Origin of the sequence: Winogradskyella sp. HaHa_3_26 (genome assembly GCF_019278425.1) — a bacterium.
Taxonomy (GTDB): Bacteria; Bacteroidota; Bacteroidia; order Flavobacteriales; family Flavobacteriaceae; genus Winogradskyella; species Winogradskyella undariae.
The window spans coordinates 1534142-1555333 of record NZ_CP058981.1; the positions used below are offsets into that span (position 1 = coordinate 1534142).

The 21192-nt window shown below is 31.7% G+C and carries 16 protein-coding genes; 11 read left to right on the top strand and 5 right to left on the bottom strand.

Annotated features, from left to right (window positions below):
- Nucleotides 1-12: 12 nt before the first annotated feature.
- From H0I32_RS06605 to H0I32_RS06625, 5 genes are all read right to left on the bottom strand, one after another.
- The gene (locus H0I32_RS06605; protein ID WP_179312531.1) at nt 13-3132 is read right to left on the bottom strand and encodes a SusC/RagA family TonB-linked outer membrane protein; all 3120 of its coding nucleotides are present in this window, start codon (nt 3130-3132) and stop codon (nt 13-15) included.
- A gap of 247 nt (nt 3133-3379) precedes the next feature.
- The gene (locus tag H0I32_RS06610) at nt 3380-5656 is read right to left on the bottom strand and encodes an alginate lyase family protein (RefSeq protein WP_179312529.1); all 2277 of its coding nucleotides are present in this window, start codon (nt 5654-5656) and stop codon (nt 3380-3382) included.
- Between the two features lie 44 nt (nt 5657-5700).
- Nucleotides 5701-7917 carry a heparinase II/III family protein gene (locus H0I32_RS06615; protein WP_179312528.1) on the bottom strand — a complete coding sequence of 739 codons (2217 nt, stop codon included), beginning with the start codon at nt 7915-7917 and terminating at the stop codon, nt 5701-5703.
- Nucleotides 7918-7922: 5 nt separating this feature from the next.
- Nucleotides 7923-10232 carry a chondroitinase-B domain-containing protein gene (locus tag H0I32_RS06620; RefSeq protein WP_173588285.1) on the bottom strand — a complete coding sequence of 770 codons (2310 nt, stop codon included), beginning with the start codon at nt 10230-10232 and terminating at the stop codon, nt 7923-7925.
- Between the two features lie 11 nt (nt 10233-10243).
- Nucleotides 10244-11170 carry a polysaccharide lyase family 7 protein gene (locus H0I32_RS06625; protein ID WP_179312526.1) on the bottom strand — a complete coding sequence of 309 codons (927 nt, stop codon included), beginning with the start codon at nt 11168-11170 and terminating at the stop codon, nt 10244-10246.
- Between the two features lie 377 nt (nt 11171-11547).
- Between H0I32_RS06625 and H0I32_RS06630 the strand changes: the two genes are divergently transcribed.
- From H0I32_RS06630 to H0I32_RS06680, 11 genes are all read left to right on the top strand, one after another.
- Nucleotides 11548-12021, top strand: coding sequence for a hypothetical protein (locus tag H0I32_RS06630; protein ID WP_179312524.1), 474 nt, complete (start codon nt 11548-11550; stop codon nt 12019-12021).
- A 27-nt stretch (nt 12022-12048) separates the two neighbouring features.
- Nucleotides 12049-12279 carry a hypothetical protein gene (locus H0I32_RS06635; RefSeq protein ID WP_179312522.1) on the top strand — a complete coding sequence of 77 codons (231 nt, stop codon included), beginning with the start codon at nt 12049-12051 and terminating at the stop codon, nt 12277-12279.
- Between the two features lie 4 nt (nt 12280-12283).
- Nucleotides 12284-12649 carry an arsenate reductase family protein gene (locus H0I32_RS06640; RefSeq protein ID WP_173588281.1) on the top strand — a complete coding sequence of 122 codons (366 nt, stop codon included), beginning with the start codon at nt 12284-12286 and terminating at the stop codon, nt 12647-12649.
- Between the two features lie 26 nt (nt 12650-12675).
- A complete protein-coding gene (locus H0I32_RS06645) occupies nt 12676-13062 on the top strand; it encodes a hypothetical protein (RefSeq protein WP_173588280.1) in 387 nt (128 codons plus the stop codon).
- A 299-nt stretch (nt 13063-13361) separates the two neighbouring features.
- Nucleotides 13362-14180 carry a DUF1269 domain-containing protein gene (locus H0I32_RS06650; RefSeq protein WP_173588279.1) on the top strand — a complete coding sequence of 273 codons (819 nt, stop codon included), beginning with the start codon at nt 13362-13364 and terminating at the stop codon, nt 14178-14180.
- A gap of 38 nt (nt 14181-14218) precedes the next feature.
- Nucleotides 14219-14929: a 2,3-bisphosphoglycerate-dependent phosphoglycerate mutase gene (locus H0I32_RS06655; protein WP_173588278.1), complete on the top strand. Its 711-nt coding sequence runs from the start codon at nt 14219-14221 to the stop codon at nt 14927-14929.
- A 148-nt stretch (nt 14930-15077) separates the two neighbouring features.
- A complete protein-coding gene (locus tag H0I32_RS06660) occupies nt 15078-16814 on the top strand; it encodes a thiamine pyrophosphate-dependent enzyme (protein ID WP_173588277.1) in 1737 nt (578 codons plus the stop codon).
- 335 nt (nt 16815-17149) lie between these two features.
- Nucleotides 17150-17581, top strand: a complete 432-nt coding sequence (locus tag H0I32_RS06665) for a DNA starvation/stationary phase protection protein (protein WP_317618118.1) — start codon at nt 17150-17152, stop codon at nt 17579-17581.
- Between the two features lie 92 nt (nt 17582-17673).
- The gene (locus tag H0I32_RS06670; RefSeq protein ID WP_179312520.1) at nt 17674-19017 is read left to right on the top strand and encodes a ferric reductase-like transmembrane domain-containing protein; all 1344 of its coding nucleotides are present in this window, start codon (nt 17674-17676) and stop codon (nt 19015-19017) included.
- Between the two features lie 454 nt (nt 19018-19471).
- The gene (locus H0I32_RS06675) at nt 19472-19948 is read left to right on the top strand and encodes a Dps family protein (protein WP_179312518.1); all 477 of its coding nucleotides are present in this window, start codon (nt 19472-19474) and stop codon (nt 19946-19948) included.
- 164 nt (nt 19949-20112) lie between these two features.
- Nucleotides 20113-21009, top strand: coding sequence for a 3-hydroxyacyl-CoA dehydrogenase (locus tag H0I32_RS06680; RefSeq protein ID WP_179312516.1), 897 nt, complete (start codon nt 20113-20115; stop codon nt 21007-21009).
- The last annotated feature ends 183 nt before the right edge of the window (nt 21010-21192 follow it).

The following is a 21192-nucleotide window of genomic DNA, read 5'->3' on the forward strand; positions in this document are numbered from 1 at the left end:
ATTAAAGTTTTATTAAAAATCTACATCTAATCCAAAAGATATAGTTCTATATATTGGTGATCCTCCTCTTTGGTATCCGTATTGTGTAGGACTTGTTTTATCTAAAGCTTCTGGGTTCCAACCTGTATAATTATCTGCTGTCTTATACATTAAATTCTGACCTGTTGCATATACTCTAAGTTTAGTAAAACCTAGATCTTTTAACACCTCTTCAGGGAAGCTATACCCTATGTTTACATTTCTTAACGCAATGTATGATGCATCTTGTATTATACTATTTGTAAAATATTTATCAACTAAGAATTCAGTTTCATAACCTGCAGCTATAGCTTCATCACTTAATGTTCTATTGTTATTATGACTAAACATATAATGATCACCAATGTTACGTACTTCTGCACCATGAGATCCTTGGAACATGAATGAAAAATCAAAGTTTCCGATTTTAAAATCATTTGTAAAACTCCAAATTAACTCTGGATAAGGATTTCCTAAAATCGTTTTATCTTCATCATCTAAAACACCATCACCATTTAAATCTTTTACTTGAACCATACCAAAATCTCCACCAACATGTCTATAAGGTCTGTCTCTGTATTCTATTGGCACTTCTGATTCTACAACATAACCGTAAAAAGAAGATATTGGCTGCCCTTCTTGATTAATCCACTCTGCTGGTCTAGTCGAATCTATACTTGTTATTTGTCCGTTTGAATCTGCAAAATCAACTAAAGTATTTTCGTTTGTTGTTGCAATAACTGTTGATTGCCAAGAGAAGTTTCTTTTATTAATATTTCTTGTTCTTATTTCGAACTCAAAACCTTGATTTTTTACTTCACCTAAGTTAACTAAAGCACTATTAAAACCTGTTGTAACAGACACTGGGTTATTTAGTAACAATTGATCACTTGTTCTTTGATACCAATCTACAGAACCTGTAATTTTATTATTTAAAAATCCAAAATCGATACCTGGATTTATCTCAACCAAACGTTCCCATTTTAAGTCAGGATTTGCAATATTTAAAGGAGAATAACCTGTAGATAAAGTACCATCTGAAACGTAAGACGTTAAATCTAATAAAGATAAATGCGGATAATAATCTTGTAAAACATTATCTGAACTTAATACAGAACTACTACCTTGAGCATCTGGATTAACACTTCCTGTATTTAAACGATCATTACCTGTAACACCGTAACTCCCTCTTAATTTAAGAGTTGAAACAATATCACTATCTCGTAAGAAGTTCTCTTTAGCAATATTCCAACCTACAGATGCAGCCGCAAAATTACCGTATTTAAAATCTGATCCAAAAATAGAACTACCATCACGACGGAAACTAAATGATGCTAAATACTTATCATCATAAGCATAAGTTAATCTTGAGATGTATGAAATTCCTCTTTTTTGCCACTCCATACCAAATGTTTCTGCAGCAACAATATTAGTAGCTCCTGAAATTTGTTGAACAATATCATTTTCATAACCTATCCCTTTAACCGTTGAGAAAAAATAATCTCTTGTTTCTATAGAGTTTCCTAAAGTGATCCCTAATTCATGTTTTCCAAAACTTGTATTATAATTGATGAAATTATCAAAAATATAATATTGTTCTTTTTGATTTGTTTCAACCATATAAGCATCGGTAGTTTGCTCTCTAGCTAATGTTCCTAAATAATCTGTTCTTTTAGTATCTTGTAAAGATCCAGATAAAGTTGTTGTGAAATTTAAACCTTTAGCTATTTTATATTTACCGTTAACACTACCAAACATTTTGAATTTTTTATCCATTCTGCTTCTTTCATTAACTCTTGCATATGGATTTTGGTTTGTACTATTACCTATATTCTCAAGTACTTCATCATACACGCCATCATTATTGAAATCAAATATTGTAAAGTGGTTTTGTCTAGCATAATCACCTACTTGTAGAGGAAATGCTTCAGAATCTACCATCTGTAATGTTTGCTCCGTATGATATATTGGCAACCAAGGTTGGTGTCTTGCAACATTATGTACTGATTCAGAAAAACGATCTCTTACAGTATAAGAAGGACTTAAATTAACTCCAATAGAAAATTTATCATTCACCTGATTGTCAACTTTTAATCTTGCTCCAAATTTTTCATAATTATCATTTAACAATACCCCCTCATCATTAGCATAATTTAAACTTGCTGAATACTTGGTATCTTTATTACCTCCTCTAAATGAAAGTGCGTGACTTGTAATAGTTCCACCATCAAAAAACACATCTTGCCAAGCACGATCCGTACCTGTTTGCAATTGCGCCTGTGTGTATATTGAAACCTCTCCATTAGCATCCATTTGTTGCTGTGCCCACTCGTGTGTTGTAGTTCCGTAAGCTTCACTTTTTCTAGCTTCTTTAAAACCAGTATAAGTACTATAAGTAATTTTTGTTTTCCCTTCAATACCAGATTTCATGGTAATCATAATAATACCATTAGATCCTTTTGAACCGTAAATTGAAGCAGAAGCAGCATCTTTTAAAATTTCAAAAGATTCTACATCATTCATATTTAACGACCCTAAAAAGTCAGAATCTACAATAACACCATCAACAACTATTAATGGAGTAGAATCACCTGCCATAGAACCTACACCACGAATTGTAATTGTAGGAGCAGCACCGGCTTCACCATCTGTTGCTTGTATATTAACACCTGAAACCTGACCAACTAATGCATCATCTACTCTAGATACTGCAATTTGTCCTAAATCGTCATTTACGACTTTAGATATAGAACCTGTAGTATGACTTTTCTTTTGTGTACCATAACCAATAACCACTATTTCATCTAACGCACTTGCATCTTCAGCTAAAGATATATTAATAGTAGTCTGTCCGTTTACAGTTACAAGTTGTGTCCCAAAACCAAGATAAGAAAATTGTAATACATCTCCTTTCTTAGCATTAATTTGATAGTAACCATCAAAATCAGTTGTGGTCCCCGTGGTCGTTTCTACTATAACAATGTTTACACCTGGGACAGGCATACCATCTGCTGTAGAAATCACTTGACCTTTAATAGGCATTGTTTCTTGTGCGCTTAACGAAAAACACATTAAAACAAAAATAATCAAGGTTGATTTAATTTTTAATTTCATAATGAATTGTTCTTTTTTTTAGAGTTATTTAGTTTTTTTTCTTGGAACACTATACACTTAAAATTCCTCATTATACAACATACAATAAAGGGGTATTTTGTTTCAAAAACATGTAAAAAAAATTGGTTAACCAGATTGGTTAACCAAATATATGTAAAAAATTGTGTTATCACAATGTTTTCATAAAATAATCTATGTTAAACTAAGATTTAACATAGATTATTTATTTTATAAGTATAAACTTCATTTAATTAAAATAATAAGCACCAGTCCATTGGTAGTTTTTACCATTTACATCTAATGCATGTTTTGTTTCTTTTGAAGCATCTAAATTTGATAAAATCAAAACTTTAGTTTCTCTTAATACAGTTTTCAGTTCTAATACTGTGTAGTTATCATTATCTAATAAAACAGTTATAGAGTTAAATTTACTATAAGCATTATCCGCCGTCTCAACTACCGAGTTATAAACTCCATGAGACTCAATAACAGAAGCAAAAACAGTTGATTTTGTATTTTCTTTTCTTAAAATAAGCACAGGATCTCGACGTAAATTAAACTCAGGATCATTAGCACCAGACCTAGCCAAAATAGCCTTATCTTTTACATTAGTAGCTGAAGTGATACTATAGAACAAGTTATTATTAAGCCATGTAAACTGAATCTGTTCTGACTCAACCACATTTTCTGCTTCTTTCCAAAGGTGTTGATAACCATTTTTAGCCCCTAATGGCACTAAGCTTTTTGGTGCTTCAGTTTTAAAACTTGTTGAAACTATTTGACCAAAATAGTAATACGGTAGATCGTACTGATTTTCTTTATCTGATTTCACTTTAAAAACATCAATAATATAAGGTTTTGCCTCGGTCTCATCCTTAACCATAACCATCGTACGATGAAAACTAGTCCCCGGATAAGCATTGTGTTCTTTAGCACTCATGATTTGAACATCTGGATTAGAGACATCAAAAAGATAACGTTCAGAATGGTTAGCACTTCCAACTTTAAAATCATAATCAAAGTGAGATGTCTCATTTTGAATTACTGTATTGTGAGCAATTGTATGTTTGGCAAATGTTTTATTTTCCTTTAAATATCCACCTCCATTTTTTTGTTCAACATTAACAAAACGAGACAGTCCGTAATCTTGTAGTACCTCATCACCATTTTCGTATAATGAAAAAGACAATTTATCATAATGACCATGACTTAAGCCTTGGCCTGTGTATTTCATTACAAGTCCAATTGTATTAGCTTCATTATTGTATCTTAAAATACCAACGGCACCTTCATCTCCATTTCTACCATCTGTCAGCTCCATTGATTTTTTTATAAATGGCTCTTCCAATCCATCTCTTAAACCAATTGAAACCGATAAACCTGTAGCATCTAATTGTACTTTATTTTGAGATTTAGCAACTGATAGTAATTCTTGTTTCTTACCTCCATAGAAATAGGCGATATCAACAGCTGAAACTAATGATGGTGTATAATAAGACATTCCTTTTTGACCATCATTTAGTGGAAAAAATTCACCATCTGCATCTGTAAGATTTAATAAAGCATCAACCGCTTTCAATAAAACCCCGTTTTTATATTCAAAAATCTTTAATTCTGGTTTTTTATTATGAAGGGCTTCTGCAAAAATCATAAATGGATACATAGCATAGCGCTGATAATATGGCCCTTCTGTATAGAATCCGTCTGGAGAAAATGGACTATCTAAGTTTGCAAAAAATCCAGATTTACCATCTTTATCTTTTATTAAACCTCCATCATCATCTAACTCATTAGGATCAATATTATTTTCTTTTAAACCATACAAAGCTCTTTCTAACAGCTCATCATCATCCATTACTAAACCAATCATCCCAACAGCTACATTTCCCCAAGTACTGTGATTATGAACTCTATTAAAAAACTTAGGTGTATCTACAGAAAGAAAATCTGCATACGGTCTAAATAATGTTTTATTTAAATAATCTGTTTGCTCAGCAGGTAACCAATCGTAAATACAATCGTATGCCTGACTTGTATAAACTAACCAATTAGAATCATTAAGACATTGCCAGAAAAATTTACCCCTAGAATATGAACGCTCTTGTGGGTGACGCCCTAATGTAGGATACAATTCTGCGTAAGCCAATAACATATCTCTTACATAAATAGCATATTTCTCATCTCCAAGCAACTGAAATAAGACTCCAGCTTTTTGCATATTACTATAATTAGCCTTGTGTTGTGTATGCGTATAACCACCAGCCATATCCTTTGGAATTGGCACATCGATACCTTCTCCTATAGCTAAATCTACTTCCTCTTTTACTAGAGCTAAAGTTTCATCGAAAACAGGAACAGAACCGAGTTGTGATTTTATTTCTAAAACGCTTTCTTGCGTTAAAATTAAATTAGGGTGACTAGCAGTAGTATCACTAGAATTGGACAATATTGTTGAATTTGTTTCTTCTTTACAGGATATTAAAACCAGTAAAAAGAAGGGAATTATTTTGGCGATTGTTCTCATTTTGTTGTTTAGCGTTTATTAGTTAGAGAGTATTGTTTATTTTATCATGTACCCACAAAATATTTCACAATTTTGGTTTTATGGTCTTTATTTATGGTTACTGTAATTTCTTTTTCACTTAAAGGGATAATGCTAAGATCATTTTCATTTTGGATCCAAACATCTAAATAATTTTCAAATTGAATAGTTGTTCCTTTATATTTTAACTGTTTAACATTAAAAAATATTGAGGTATTATCTTTAGTTAAAGATACCGCGTTATCACCTTCAATTTCCCATTTTGAATCGTTTAATTTCCACCCCTTTAAATTCTTAACTTCAGAAGTTTCATCTACACGAGCATCGTAAGTTTTGAACGGAAACAATACTGTTATAAATTGAAAATTAGTTTCATTATTTTTAGAAGCAATAGACCACGCTTTGCCACGAGTTCCTTCAGTTTTCAAGGTATCAATAGCTTGTAATTGAAAAACATCTAAACCCGATCCATTTTGAAAAGTAGAACGCAATAAATTTGGAGTATTTTCTAAACTATAATGCCCTTGCCAAACTTGTTTGTAATTGTGCTTTTCTTTAGATGAAAAATTATCTTTTACAATCCAAAAATCATTATCTACATTAATGACTTGTCTACTGTATTTTACACCAACATTTTCAAAACCATCATGGCTCCCTATAAAAACATCTAAATTTTCACGAGCTTCAAAGGCAAAGACTTTTGGAGTTGGTAACTTTTTAAACTTCCCAAAACCACTTCCTCCTTTATTTGATTTATAATCTTTACCCTGTAATTGATCATCAACTAAAGCTACATTTTTAGTCATAGAATTCTTAAACAATTCTAAATCGGGTAAAGAATAACGCACTTGATAGTTAGGCAAAATCACATTGTTATTTGCCATAGCTTGGACACCAAGTATATCTCCATGCTGATGATCTGGCTTGTTTTTATCTAAACCCGCAGAAATAATAAGCATTTTATCATTAGAACTCCAACCTTCTCTCATTATATAATACCCCGTATCATTAAATGACAAAGATTTATATTGAGGTAGAATATCCTGTTTATTTTTAAGTTTTACTAACTGTGCTTCACTTGCATTCCAATAAAACTTAGGACTTAATTTGTTACTTGCAGAATAACCTATTTCAGGATTTTCGAATAACAAATACCCTAAAGCCATTGTACCAGAAATATCATTTTTTTCAGCCCAAGGTGCATCGGTATCATCTGATAACACAGGTGCTGATTTATCTGGAAAAGCAACTTTAGCTAGCGTAGAAAACAACGATTCTAATTTAGCTTCCCAAATTTTATCTATTTTTAGATTACTTTTTTGAGCCAGTTGATACACGTAGAAATAATTACCAATATCACTCATATGATAATGTATTGTGCGCTCAAATTGAAAACCATCTTCATTAATTTCCTTATCTAAGTGCTCACCCAATAACTTCATAGAATGATTATACCATTCATCTGCTCCATTAAAATCTTTTAATAATATTGATAGCATTGCCAAAGCAGACAATCCTCTTGTTTGATGATTCCCTGATTTAAATTCTTTATTATGTTCATACATATGCTGTGCATGTTGTAATAAAGTCGCTATTGTTGTTAATTGCTCTTCATCTGAATATTCCGCTTGACCTAAGAATAAATTATGCAAATGCAACCAATTCAATATTCTATATCCAGATCGAAAGGCTTCAAAAACACCATTACCATCCTTAATCGTTTCATATTTATTTTCAGAAAAAGCAGTATTTAGAGACGCTAATTGATTGGTGAAATAATTAAGATACTCAACATCTTTATTATTATAGAAATAATAGTACCCAATATCTACCATTTTATGCTGCCTAGCTAAATGACGTACCGCATAAGCATTTACAGGTGTTCCGTTTTGGTAGTTAAAAGGCAATTTCCATTGTACTTCTGCAGGAAATTTAGTTAAATGATCTTCAGCTCTTTCAGAATGGTAAGCTTTAGATTCAGGATATAATTTAGTATAATCTTCTAACCTATCCTCAACAGCTTGCCAATCAAAAAAGTAACGTTCAGAAAATTTTTCTCTAAAATATAAGGCGAGTCTTGTTTCTGATATTTCACCATTGACTTGAATACTCTTTTTAGCTGAATTAGTTAAATAATCACCTAATTCATCATGAGAAATCACCTTATCTGATGGTATGTTTTGCGCTACAGCTATTGTAGCGCAAAACAAAAAATATATCAAAAAGACTCTAAAGTGGCTCATATTAATTAATAGACTAACTTCAATTTTAAATTCTGAACCACTTCAATTAAACCAGAGTTTTGCACAACATTATTTACTGGTTTCTGACCTTTTGCTCCCCATAGTATAGCAACATATTTTACGTTGTTATTTTTAAAAGTATTATTTGCAAATTCTACATTAACGATACCTCGTGTTTTTATTAATATATTTTCAGTATCATTTTTTCCGGAATTTGTAACTGTATTTCCTGTAAAAACTAAATTCCCTCCAATTGTAGACTCATCATAACCTCCTCGATAATAATTTAAAACATTCTCTCCTACATTAGTAAAAGTATTATCTACAACATAGACAAACTCACTATTGTAATCTCCTTTATCGTTTGTTTCTTTGTTTAAGACAATACCTTTAGCACAATCTTTAATTATTGTATTTCTTACAGAAACTGTATCTGCAAAAGAACCTTTAGACACTTCTAAAACACTACTAAAATTACTGATCTCTGTGTTGTTTAACCAAAGTCCATAAGCACTTCTCATGTTTTTATCCAACGTTTTAAATGCTGCTTGAGAATTAGTACCTTTTAAGACTACATCATCAATATGAAGAATTCCATAAGGATTCATCTCAAAAGCAGTATTACTAGACGTAAAACTTAACTGCGCTTTGTTATTTTTATCTTTAGAAGTAATCGTAATATTTTTAACGACTGAAACTGTTTTATTAATTTCATAAACTCCAGGATTTAAACTAATAGTATCACCAGAATTAGCGTCCTCTAACGCTTTAGTAAATTCAGCATTAGTACTAACAGCTATCGTTTTCACATCTGCTTTAACTTTATCAGTAGAAAACCAATCTGTACCATAATTAGATCTGTCATATAAATCTTTATGGTTTGCAGAATTAATTAGCGCACCTACTCTATTATTATCTACGGTTCTTTTGGTTCCAAACATATCTGTAGTTATATTTTCGAAATCAAAACCATTATACATATCTTTTGAAGTAACCGAAGCAATTTTTAATTGATCTGAAACATTTTCAACTTTCAATTCTGCTGTAATTAATCCTTCAGGTTTAACTTCACTTTTATTAGCACTGTTTGTATAGTTATTTTCAAAAAGCACACCATCTACCTCATCATAATTTTCAATTGGATAATCGAAAGGAGTTTCATTATATATGACATTATTTGCAACAGTAGTTCTAATTGGTCTTGCAGAACGAATTTCTGTTTTTGGTAAAAATTCACTTTGACTAACATTAGACCCAACACTAAACTGAAAAGGTGTTTCACAATCCACAAATGAATTATAAGCCATAACCACATCAGTAACTTGGTTATATCTATTCTGTGGTGACTTAGGAATACCATTCATCACAGCGATAGGAGCTCTAAAAGTTTCTCCTTTTAATTTGTAGAAATAGTTATTAGTAATCCAATGACCTGCATTTACAACACGAACACCACCAATAAATTTTGAATTATCATTACCTATAAAGATGTTACCATCTATAGTTGCAAAATTACCATGTCTTAATACTAATGATCCTTCACTTTCAAAAAACACATTATTCTTAAAGGTGTTAAAATTAGATTTACTTGAAATGATTTCTACCTCACCATTACAACGGTCAAATAAATTATTTTCAATATTAGCATGCGATGGCATCATAGACGTCCCGCTGTCTCCTATTTGTAAAGTTTCTCCATGAGGGCCACCTTTTCTTGGTCTTGGTCCAAAATGGTTATTTACAATCTGGTGATAGTTTTTTATATGCTCTGCACCTTTTAGCATCACCATAACCGTTGGCCCATAGTTAGACTTCCCTGTAATATAGTTATTACTTAACTCATTGTGTCTACCCCAAAACTCTACCCAATGATCTTTTACATCCCTGTCTGGTTGTGTAAAGTTTTCAATAACACAATTTGTTACTTTAGAATAATTAGCAACGTTTTCATCGCTGACTTTAAACCTAATAACTTGTTTTGTTGGTGTATATCCGTTTTTAAAATACAACCCCTCCACAACCAAATAATCACCACCTAACTGTAAGTTAGATTTACCTTCAATAGTTACTTCTCCTGGTGTTTCTGCCCTTAAAGTAATAGGTTTACCTTCTTCACCATTAGCAACAAACTTAATTTGAATGTCTTTATAGACTCCATTTTTAAGAACTAACTCATCACCTGGCTTTGCATTTTTTATAGCTTCTTTTAGTGCTTCTTCACTAGAAATTGTAGCACTTATTTTTGTTGTTGTATCTGCTTCTTTACAAGAAAACATCAATAAAATTAACCCAAAAGATAAAAGACAATTCTTCATATTATATATCATTAGTGTGTAACATTTAGTTCGTAATATTTTACTTTAGAAAAAGCACTTTCTGATGTAGAGCTCAAATAATTACCTGCTTTGAAGTAATTTTCGAAAGGCCATTTTTCTAAACTAACATCTTGATAAACCACAGGCTCATCATCATTTAATTGTAATTCTAATCGTGCGTCTGATGCTGTAATCTTAAAATCAAATGCTTCAAAACCAACATAACCCATATTAATTTTTTCATCAAACCAAGTATCACTTGATGTATCTAAAAGAGCATCACCGGTTGTAGATTCATCTATTAAAGATTTTTTATAAACCCATAAATCACCATCTATCCAAGTCATTTTTATTAATGGAGGACCATTGTTTGAAGAGAAACCATGCGCAGACATATCTTCTATAGATAGGATACCATGAATTTGCATTACAATCGTTCTGTGGTATTGCCTACTACTTTCGCTGTCTTCTGAAATATCAACAACTTTTAAACGCCCTTCAATTGTTCCCCCTTCTAATAAAGACCAATTTTCTTTAGAATCAGATGGATTAATTAATTCTCTTAATTCGGTTCTAGAATAAGAACTGTTGGTTGTAGAAATATTAGGAAATGTGTAAAATTCTATTGATGCATCTCCAACGTCATCATACATGTAAGGTTGAATAGCACTATTTGTTCTATAGCGCCCATTTATTAATGATGAAGGTTGATATTCATCTGGACCTCCATTATTATTTTCATCTACAGGTAAAGTTACTTTCCAATTAGAAAAATCAATATCTGCAAAGGTTCCATCTGTATCATCATTCTCACCACTATCATCATCAGGGTTATCTACAGACTCAAACACAAATTCTTCGTAAGCATCCTCACTCTTAGAGCAATTAGCTACAAGTATGGCAAAGAAAAAGAGCGCGTATACAAATTTAAACCTCATGCTAGCATTATTATAAATAAAATTGGTTAACCAGATTGGTTAACCAAAAATATAATAATTTTTCTATTTAAAAAAAGTATTTGAGATAATTCTCTACACATTGAAGGTAATTTAACAAAGATAGGAGATTAACGGCCTAGAGAAAAGAATTTACCTGCTTTAACTTTTTAAAAACACAACCTACTAACTAACAATATTATATAGAATTTATATTGATTTAAAACATATTTCGGCTCAATTTTAAGGTACAAATCACAATAAATTGATAAATACTCACATTGGAAATCTAATTTTCTGAAGTTAAAATTTAGAGACTGACCTAGGTCATTTCCAATAAAAGATATCATTTCTACTTTTACATGGTAAAATACTATATCATGAATACTTTTAGATACAGACCAAAAGATAATTATATTCAAAAAGCAGGTTGGCAAAAATTATACATACTTACTGAACATTGGAAAACTGATATTTCGTTTTACACCGATGACTTAAGATTTTTACACCATTTGATTGACAAATACTTCTTGTGGATATCCAAAAAAGAGAATATTGATGTCATCCAAGAAATTGAACTGAATTTACTTAAAGTAGATAAACAATCTGAATCTTTATTAAATAGAGTTAATAAACAACTGCAATACCTCACCGATTTAATGGGTGATCCTTTGGTTTATAATTCTGATGAATTTAGAAAAGAACACGAGCAATTAGAAGACGACTTAAATCAATTTGTAATAGATTTTAGAGAAAACCGAAAAGAGATTTTTAAAATCACAGAACACATTGTTAAAGGTGAAGAACTCCTCAAACAATTTAACATAAGTTCAAAATCACAACTTCAAAGTTAAAGTCGATTTGTAAAAACCTAAAAAGCAATGAAAAACCTACATCGTATATTAATAGAGATTACAGAGCTTACCTCTAATATTGAAACTAAATATCCAGAGCTTTATAGATCATTAGACGAAAACCCGATAACCATACCTACAAGTCCACACCCACATATGGACAAAGTAATTATGGAAGAATATTTAGAGAGCTTAAAAATAGTATTGAAGAATTACCTAAAGGAAGAAAAAATAAGATTAAGCACACTAAAAAACTAATATCATGGGAGAAATAGCAACATCTAATAGACAAATCACTATGTTTTACAGCTCTAATTCTGTAAGAGCAAAGCAAACTTTAGCGTATGCACAAGCTGAAGGTTTAAAAATAAAAAAAGTAGACATCTTAAAAACAAAACTCACCGGCTTACAAATCGTAGAATTGGCAGAACGCATAGGCCTTGAGGTTTCTGACTTGGTAAATCAGGATCATCCTGTTTACAAAAAACAATTTGAGAATCATAATTTCTCTACCGACGATTGGTTAAAAATGATTCGTCATTACCCTGAAATCATGAAACAACCTATCTTATTATGTGGAGACAAAAGCGTTCTCATTGAAACACCTACGGATATCAATAAAATTTGAGAACTAGTTTATAAAGAAATTATATTATGAAAACAGAAGTCTTATACAATCCAAATATGCACTTCGAACACAAATTGTGGAAAACAGAACTTGCATTCTGGAAAGATGAATTAAAATCGTTCAACAACAGATTAAGTGAACTTGTAACACGTTGGACAAACAAAGATGTCGTTCTAAAGTTAGAACATTATCAAAATGAATTTGCACTTCATGGCGGTGTCATCGAAGATTTAGAGGAAATCATTAAAAAGCACGAAACGCAAATAGCCAAACAAAGTAAAATAGACGAAAATACCATAGATACAGAATTAGCCATAAAGCATATTAAATTCAGAAAGTGTTTAGAAAAGCAAAGAAAAATATATGCAGAACTCAAAAAAGATTTTTTCTTGTTTTTAGATCAGTACATGTAGCTAGTTAACTCCGCTTAACGCTTACTAAAACTACATAAACTCATTTATAAAATAGGTTTTTTAATTGTTGTTTAGTTTACGGGATCTCTTTTTTCTATAAAAAGAGATCCCGTTTTAGTTCAAACAGTTTACTCTAATTTCATAAAGGACAATCAAGATTTTATGCCTTTGTTAAAGTTATTATAAAACACCTTATACTGATTCAGGTCAGTGCCCCTCTTTACATAACGCTCTAATTTTGAAGTATAAATAATTCACTTATTTACACACATAACAAAAACATTTAAAATATAAATATCATGGCAAATATAATCGTGATTCCCTTTAAGGAAGAAGCAAAAGCGATTGACGCTTTGCACCAAATTAAAGAATTAGATGAATATGGAGATATTACACTCTATGAACACATTATAATTCGTAAAAGAGAAAACAATCAATATGAAGTGTTAAACAACCAAACCGATATTGAAGGCTGGAGAACATTTACAGGCATGGCACTTGGAGGTTTTGCAGGCGCTTTTGCTGGTCCAATAGGTTTTATTATTGGCTTATACACAGGAACCGCTTTTGGAGCTTTTTGGGATGTAAGTCATTTTAATTTTGAAAATAATTTTATCAAAAAAATCAGTAATCAAATGGCTGTTGGCACCATTGCTATCATTGCAGAGGTCAGTGAAGACAATCCCGATTTTATTGACGAAGCATTAAAACCTTACAGTTCCGAAATTTTAAGAAGCGAAGCGGGGTTAGATTATGATGACTTTGTAGACGAAGAAATTGAAGACTTAGAAGAAGGTATTGAAGATGAACGCGATAATTTAAAGAAAGCAACTTCAGAAGAAAAAAAGCGCATCACAACTAAAATCAAAAATTTAAAAGCAAAACGAAAATCTAAAATTGAAGATTTAGAAGCGCAAAGAAAATCTTCTTTATATGGCATTAAAGACAAAACTAATGCCCGTATTAATACATTGAAATCTCGTTTAGAAAACTATGAAAATTCCATTTCTAAGACCTATAAAAAAGCACGTAAAGACCGATTAAGAAAACGTATTAAAAGAGAAGAAGAAAAATTATACCAATTGCATGATGCCCTAGGAGAAGACATTGTGGATTAATAATCATGAAACAAGAAATTCCAAAAATTAAATTAAAAATGGGAAAATTAATATTAGTCAGACACGGAAAAAGCGTCTGGAATATGAAAAACATATTTACCGGATGGACAGATGTAAACCTCGCACCAGAAGGATTAGAAGAAGCTAAAATTGCAGGTGAATTAATCAGAGATCAAAAAATCAATATTGATATTTGTTATTCGTCTTACTTAAAAAGAGCGATTAAAACAGCGTCCATAATTATGGAAACAGCAGATATATCATACATCGATTTTATTAAAAGCTGGAAATTAAACGAAAGACATTATGGCGCTTGGCAAGGACAAAATAAAGATGAAGTGAAAAAAGAAGCAGGTGAAGATCTCTTTTGGAAAGTAAGAAGAGGTTATAGTGATTCTGCTCCTGCTCTATCTGTAAATGATAAACGTTATCCGAAGTTCGATTCTAAATACAGTAAGCTTACCGAAAAAGAATTACCTACAACAGAATCTCTAGAACAAACCAAAGAAAGAGCTGTTGCCTATTATTTTGAAGCGATAGTTCCAGAATTAGTCAAAGGGAAAACTGTTTTGGTTTCTGCCCATGGTAATTCCATTCGCGCACTAATGACCGAAATTTTAGATATTCCAGCATCCGAAATTTCAACTGTAGAAGTTCAAACTGGAGTTCTAAACATGTATGAATTTGATAGATCAATGAACTTAAAAGAGCATCATAAACTAGAACAAATGAGTAAAATAGTGATTTAAGTATTAAAAAAATTAACACAATACTTAGCAATACTTATCGCTTTGTTAAAGTTTCGTAAAAAAACAGTCTAAATAAGCAAAAGGTAATCTATTAAGCTTTGATTACAATACCTTTAAGTATCAAATCACTTAAGAAAAACAATAAATTATGGGAATGAAAGTAGCAGACCAAATCGTAGAAATGTTAGTGGAGAATAACGTGAAAAGAATTTATGCCGTTACTGGAGACAGTTTAAATGAATTGAATGATGCTGTAAGAAAAAACGGAAAAATAGAATGGATTCACGTTCGCCACGAAGAGGTTGGTGCCTATGCTGCTGCTGCTGAAGCCGAATTAGATGGTTTAGCCTGTTGCGCAGGAAGCAGCGGCCCTGGTCATGTACATTTAATTAACGGACTATATGATGCTAACCGTTCTGGAGTTCCAATGATTGCAATTGCGTCAACTATAAACACACCCGAATTTGGTGTCGATTATTTTCAAGCCACAAATACCTACAAATTATTTGATGATTGTAGTGTCTATAATGAATTAGCAAGCACACCAAAACAAGTGCCCCGTATGCTGCAAGCAGCCATGCAAAATGCGGTTCATAAAAAAGGAGTAGCCGTATTTGGGTTACCTGGAGATGTTTCGGCTATGCCTGCTGAAGAAAGTGCTACATCGATGTATAATTATCACAGCGAAACAATTTTGCGCCCATCAGATCATGAGATGCAGAAATTTGCAGACCTCGTTAATAAACACCCAAAAATTTCTATTTATTGTGGTATTGGAGCAAGAGAAGCGCATGACGATATTGTAAAATTAGCACAATTATTAAAAGCACCTATTGGATATTCGTTCCGTGGAAAAATGGGAATGCAATATAACAATCCTTATGAAGTTGGCATGACAGGCCTACTTGGTGTGCCTTCAGCTTTTCATGCCATGCACGAGTCTGATGTGGTGATTTTATTAGGAACCGATTTTCCTTATGAACATTTTATGCCTGTAAAAAATAAAATTATTCAGGTAGATGAAAAACCAGAACGTTTAGGAAGACGTGCCAAATTAGAAATAGGATTAACCGGAAAAATAACAGATACCGTTGAAGCATTACTGCCATTAATTAAAGAAAAAGAAGACGACAGCTTCTTAAAAGCACAATTAGAATTTTACAAAAAAGTAAAAGAAAATTTAAATATTTATGTCAAGGAAACCGGTTCTGAAAAACATATAAGTCCAGAATTTGTAGCCTCTACTATTAATGAAATGGCCAATGACGATACTGTTTTTACTGTAGATACAGGGATGTGTTGTGTTTGGGGTGCAAGATATATTGACGGTACAGGAAAACGAATTATGTTAGGTTCTTTCAATCACGGTTCTATGGCTAATGCTATGCCAATGGCTATCGGTGCACAACTAGCTTACCCAGACCGACAAGTCATTGCATTTTGTGGAGACGGTGGACTCTCCATGTTATTAGGAGATTTAGCAACAATAAAACAATACAATCTTCCTATAAAGTTAATTGTATTTAATAATCGTTCTTTAGGAATGGTGCAATTAGAAATGCAAGTTGAAGGTTTACCAAACCATGAAACAGAAATGGTAAATCCAGATTTTAAAATGATTGCAGAAGCAATGGGATTCAAAGGAATTTCAGTATCAGAACCAAGTGGCGTAAAAGCAGCCTTAAAAGAAGCATTTATACATGACGGTCCTGTTTTAGTCAATGTATTTACCAATCCACAAGCTTTAGCTATGCCTCCAAAAATGGAATTCGACCAAATGAAAGGCTATGCTTTGTCTATAAGTAAAATGATTTTAGGAGGAAGAATGGATGAGGTTTTAGAAATGGTTAAAACCAATTATAAACACATGAAAGAGGTGTTATAAAAATGAAATCTTTCCCGTAAAAAAAAACAATTAAATATCATATTTATCCATACCACGGTTACTTCTTCATTTTTAGAAGTCTTCGTGGTATTTAAATTTTATCGTTATAGTATTAATTAAAAAAACAGCTTCGTTTATTTCTAAGTTTATCTGCTTTAATAATCTTGATTTTTTTGTTAAAGTTATCAGACAAAAAAAAGAAAGAAAAAAAACAGACTGACTTAGATCAGTACAATTGGTCTCTGATTCTAATACCTTTGAATAGTAATAATTAAATATTAAAAAATAAAATAAAAACTCCAAACATCGGAATTAAAGATGAAAATAGAAAAGCAATAGCAAACCAATTATCAAAAATATTAGCAGATGAATTTGTGCTTTACTCAAAAACTTTGAATTTTCATTGGAATATTGAAGGTCCAGATTTCCATTCCGTTCATTTTTATCTAGAAACCTTATATAAAGAACAACAAGAAATAGTGGATACCGTAGCCGAAAAAATACGAATGCTAGGGCATTATGCACCTGCTACTTTAAAAGACTATTTAGATCTAACACACCTTACTGAAGAAACAAAAGGAGGTAATAATAGTCAAAGCATATTTACTGAATTATTAGAAGATCATGAAAGTACTATTGTATTCCTTAGAGAAGAAATACAACCTGTATCAGACAAATGGAAAGCAGAAGGTATTAGTGATTACATTACTGAATTAATGGAACAACACCAAAAAACAGCTTGGATGTTACGTGCGCATTTAAAATAACATAGGCTATTTTAACTTGTAAAAGGGGAAGTTTCTTTTGCCATGAAAATCAGAAATCTAAATTAAAATTTAGAACCATAATTCAAATAACGATGCTAAAAAATATTAAAATTTCGTTAGTAAGTGTATTGCTTGTGTTAACAGGCTTATGGATCGTGGCTAATATGCCATTTTCTAATATGCTATCTGTGTGGTCTGTTCGGGATTTATGTGTTCAATATTCAGGTGTTATTGGCATTGGAGTAATGAGTGTAGCTATGGTACTTACACTTCGGCCAGTGTGGCTCGAACCTTTACTTGGCGGATTAGATAAATCTTATAGACTTCATAAATGGTTAGGGATTGTTGGTCTGGTGGCAGTGATTACTCATTGGATTGCATCAAAAGGACCGCATTGGCTATCTAATCTAGGTGTAATTGAAGGTCGTCATCATCGTGCATCACATTCAGTAGCAAATTCATTAAGTGTAATTCAGGGATTTTTTCAAGGACTACACAGTCCTGCTAAGTGGATTGGGGAGTGGGCATTTTATGGCTTAGTTCTTCTTATTACTCTAGCATTAATCAAAAGGTTTTCATATAAAATTTTTAAAAAGACACATTTACTAATTGCTGTAATTTATCTCGTTTTAGTATTTCACGCTGTGATTTTGTTCAACTTTTCTTTATGGACGCAGCCATTAGGAATGGTGATGGCTCTCTTGCTAATTTCAGGTTCCGTCTCTGCTGTGCTTGTGTTAACAGGTCAGGTAGGTAAACGACGAAAGGTGGAGGGCATTATAGAAACACAGCATTATTTTCCTAAAATGAAAGTGCTAGAAACAGAAATACGAATAAAAGAAGGTTGGAGAGGACATAAGAGTGGTCAGTTTGCCTTTGTTAGTTTTGATAAGAAAGAAGGAGAACACCCTTTTACCATTGCCTCAAGTTGGGATGTTAACAATCCTCTCATTATGTTTATTACTAAGGGATTAGGAGATTATACTAATTTTCTTCCTGAGCGGTTAAGTATTGGAGACAAAGTAATTGTTGAAGGACCCTATGGTTGTTTTACTTTTGATGATACAACCCAACGTCAGATTTGGATTGGTGGAGGGATTGGTATAACTCCTTTTATTGCTCGAATGAAACAACTGGCGAAGCACCCAAATACTCAGGCTATTGATTTATTTCATAGTACTACTGAAATGGAACCTGAAGTATTAAAAAAACTAACAGCTGATGCTACCGCTGCCCATGTGAAATTACATGTAATAATTGATAAACGTGATGGACGATTAACGGGAGAAAAACTTCGTACAATAGTGCCTGATTGGAAATCAGCTAGTATTTGGTTCTGTGGCCCTAAAGGTTTTGGAGCAGAGTTGCGCAAGGATTTGTTAAAAAAAGGGCTATTGTCTAAAAATTTCCATCAAGAACTTTTCAGTATGCGGTAAATAAGAAGGTCTTTCTTATTTTTCACGGCCTAAATAAAACCTTTACCTCTTTTGTGAAATTTTTAAACTTAAAAAAAGGGGGTTAAAATATAGATAAATGATAATGAGCAGTATTATAGCTACAAAATAGGTTTGGTTTTGTAGTTATAAGTTGCTGACTTATATTCTAAAAAAGCTTTATCTATTTTATATGTTTTTTTTAAGGTCTCATTCAGGTCATTTCTAATACTAATCTAGCTAAATATATTTAAGACTAGTAAATTATTGCCACCTACACAATGAATTTGTATTTCAACCTAATACTGAAGAAAAACAGCTTTACCTCCTCTTTATTTCACTTGTAAACATTTCATAATGTTAAAGTTAACCCAAAAACCTTTAGACTGATTCAGGTCAGTGCAGTAGACTCTTCATTCTAATACCTTTGAATAGTAATAATTAAATATTAGAAAAAATGAAAACTCCAAACATCGGAATTACAGACCAAAACAGAAAAGCGATAGCAAACCAATTATCAAAAATATTAGCAGATGAATTTGTACTTTATTCAAAAATCTTAAAGTTCCATTGGAATATTGAAGGCCCAGATTTTCATACGGTTCACATTTATTTAGAAACATTATACCATGAACAACAAACAATCGTTGATAATGTAGCTGAAAAAATACGTATGCTAGGCCATTATGTTCCCGCTACTTTACAAGATTATTTAGATCTAACACATCTTACTGAAGAAACAAAAGGAGGTAATGACAGTCAAAGTATATTTGCTGAATTATTAGAAGATCATGAAAGTATTATTGTATCCCTTAGAGAAGAAATAGAACCTATATCAGACAAATGGAAAGCAGAAGGCATCGGTGATTACATTACGGGATTGATGGAACAACACCAAAAAACTGCATGGATGTTAAGATCACATTTAAAATAATATCATTCAATACAAAAGAGAGTCGCCGAAATTTATAACGCTAAATTTCGGCTCTTTTTTTATACTGACCTAAGTCATTACCAAGCACAATAAGTTATGCTAATTTTATATTGAAATTTTGTTACAACAACAAAATCAAAAGTTAAACACAAAAAAATACAACCATGAACTATAAAAATATAACAATAGCAGGAAGTGGTGTTTTAGGATACCAGATCGCTTTTCAAACTGCTTTTTATGGATTTAATGTTACCGTTTATGACATTAATGATGACGTAATAGAAAAGACAAAAACAAAGTTCAACACTTTAAGTGAAGCATATAAAAAAGATATAAATGCAACACAACAACAGATTGATGAAACATTTAAAAATTTAAGTTACACTTCAGATTTAGCAGAAGCAGTAAAGGATGCAGATTTACTAATTGAAGCAGTACCAGAAAATCCTTCTATAAAAATAGATTTTTATAATAAGTTAGCTAAAGTTGCTCCTAAAAAAACTGTTTTCGCTACAAATTCTTCAACATTATTACCGAGTCAATTTTCTGAAGCCACAGGTAGACCTTCAAAATTTTTAGCGCTTCATTTTGCAAATACCATTTGGCTTCACAATACTGCTGAAATTATGGGACATTCTAAAACAGATCCAAAAGTTTTTACAGATGTTATTGCCTTTGCCAAAGCTATAGGAATGCTAACATTACCGTTGCACAAAGAACAGCCTGGCTATATCCTTAACTCGTTATTGGTGCCATTATTAAGTGCTGCTATAAACTTAATAGCTAATAATGTTGCTGATTTAGAAACTATTGATAAAACCTGGATGAAAGGAACAGGTGCACCACTAGGACCTTTAGGTATCCTTGATGTTGTAGGTATTAAAACGGCCTATAATATTAATAAAATAGCTGCAGAAAAAACAAAAGATCCCTTAAAGATAAAAACAGTAAAATATCTAAAAGATAATTTTATAGACAAAAACAGACTAGGGGTTTCTACCGGTGAAGGTTTTTATAAATACCCCAATCCTGCTTATCAAAATCCTGATTTTTTAAAATAAAAATCAACTAAAATTTAACCTGTTAGTAAGAAGGAAGTAATATTAAGAGAAATAACGAAATACAGATAAAAAAAACAACTGTTTTTTATCTGTGAATCATTAATAAAAATAATAAAACCTGTTAAAATTTAAACTAATTTTGCACGCTATTATTTTGGCTCTATTGGCCTTAAAATTTATTAA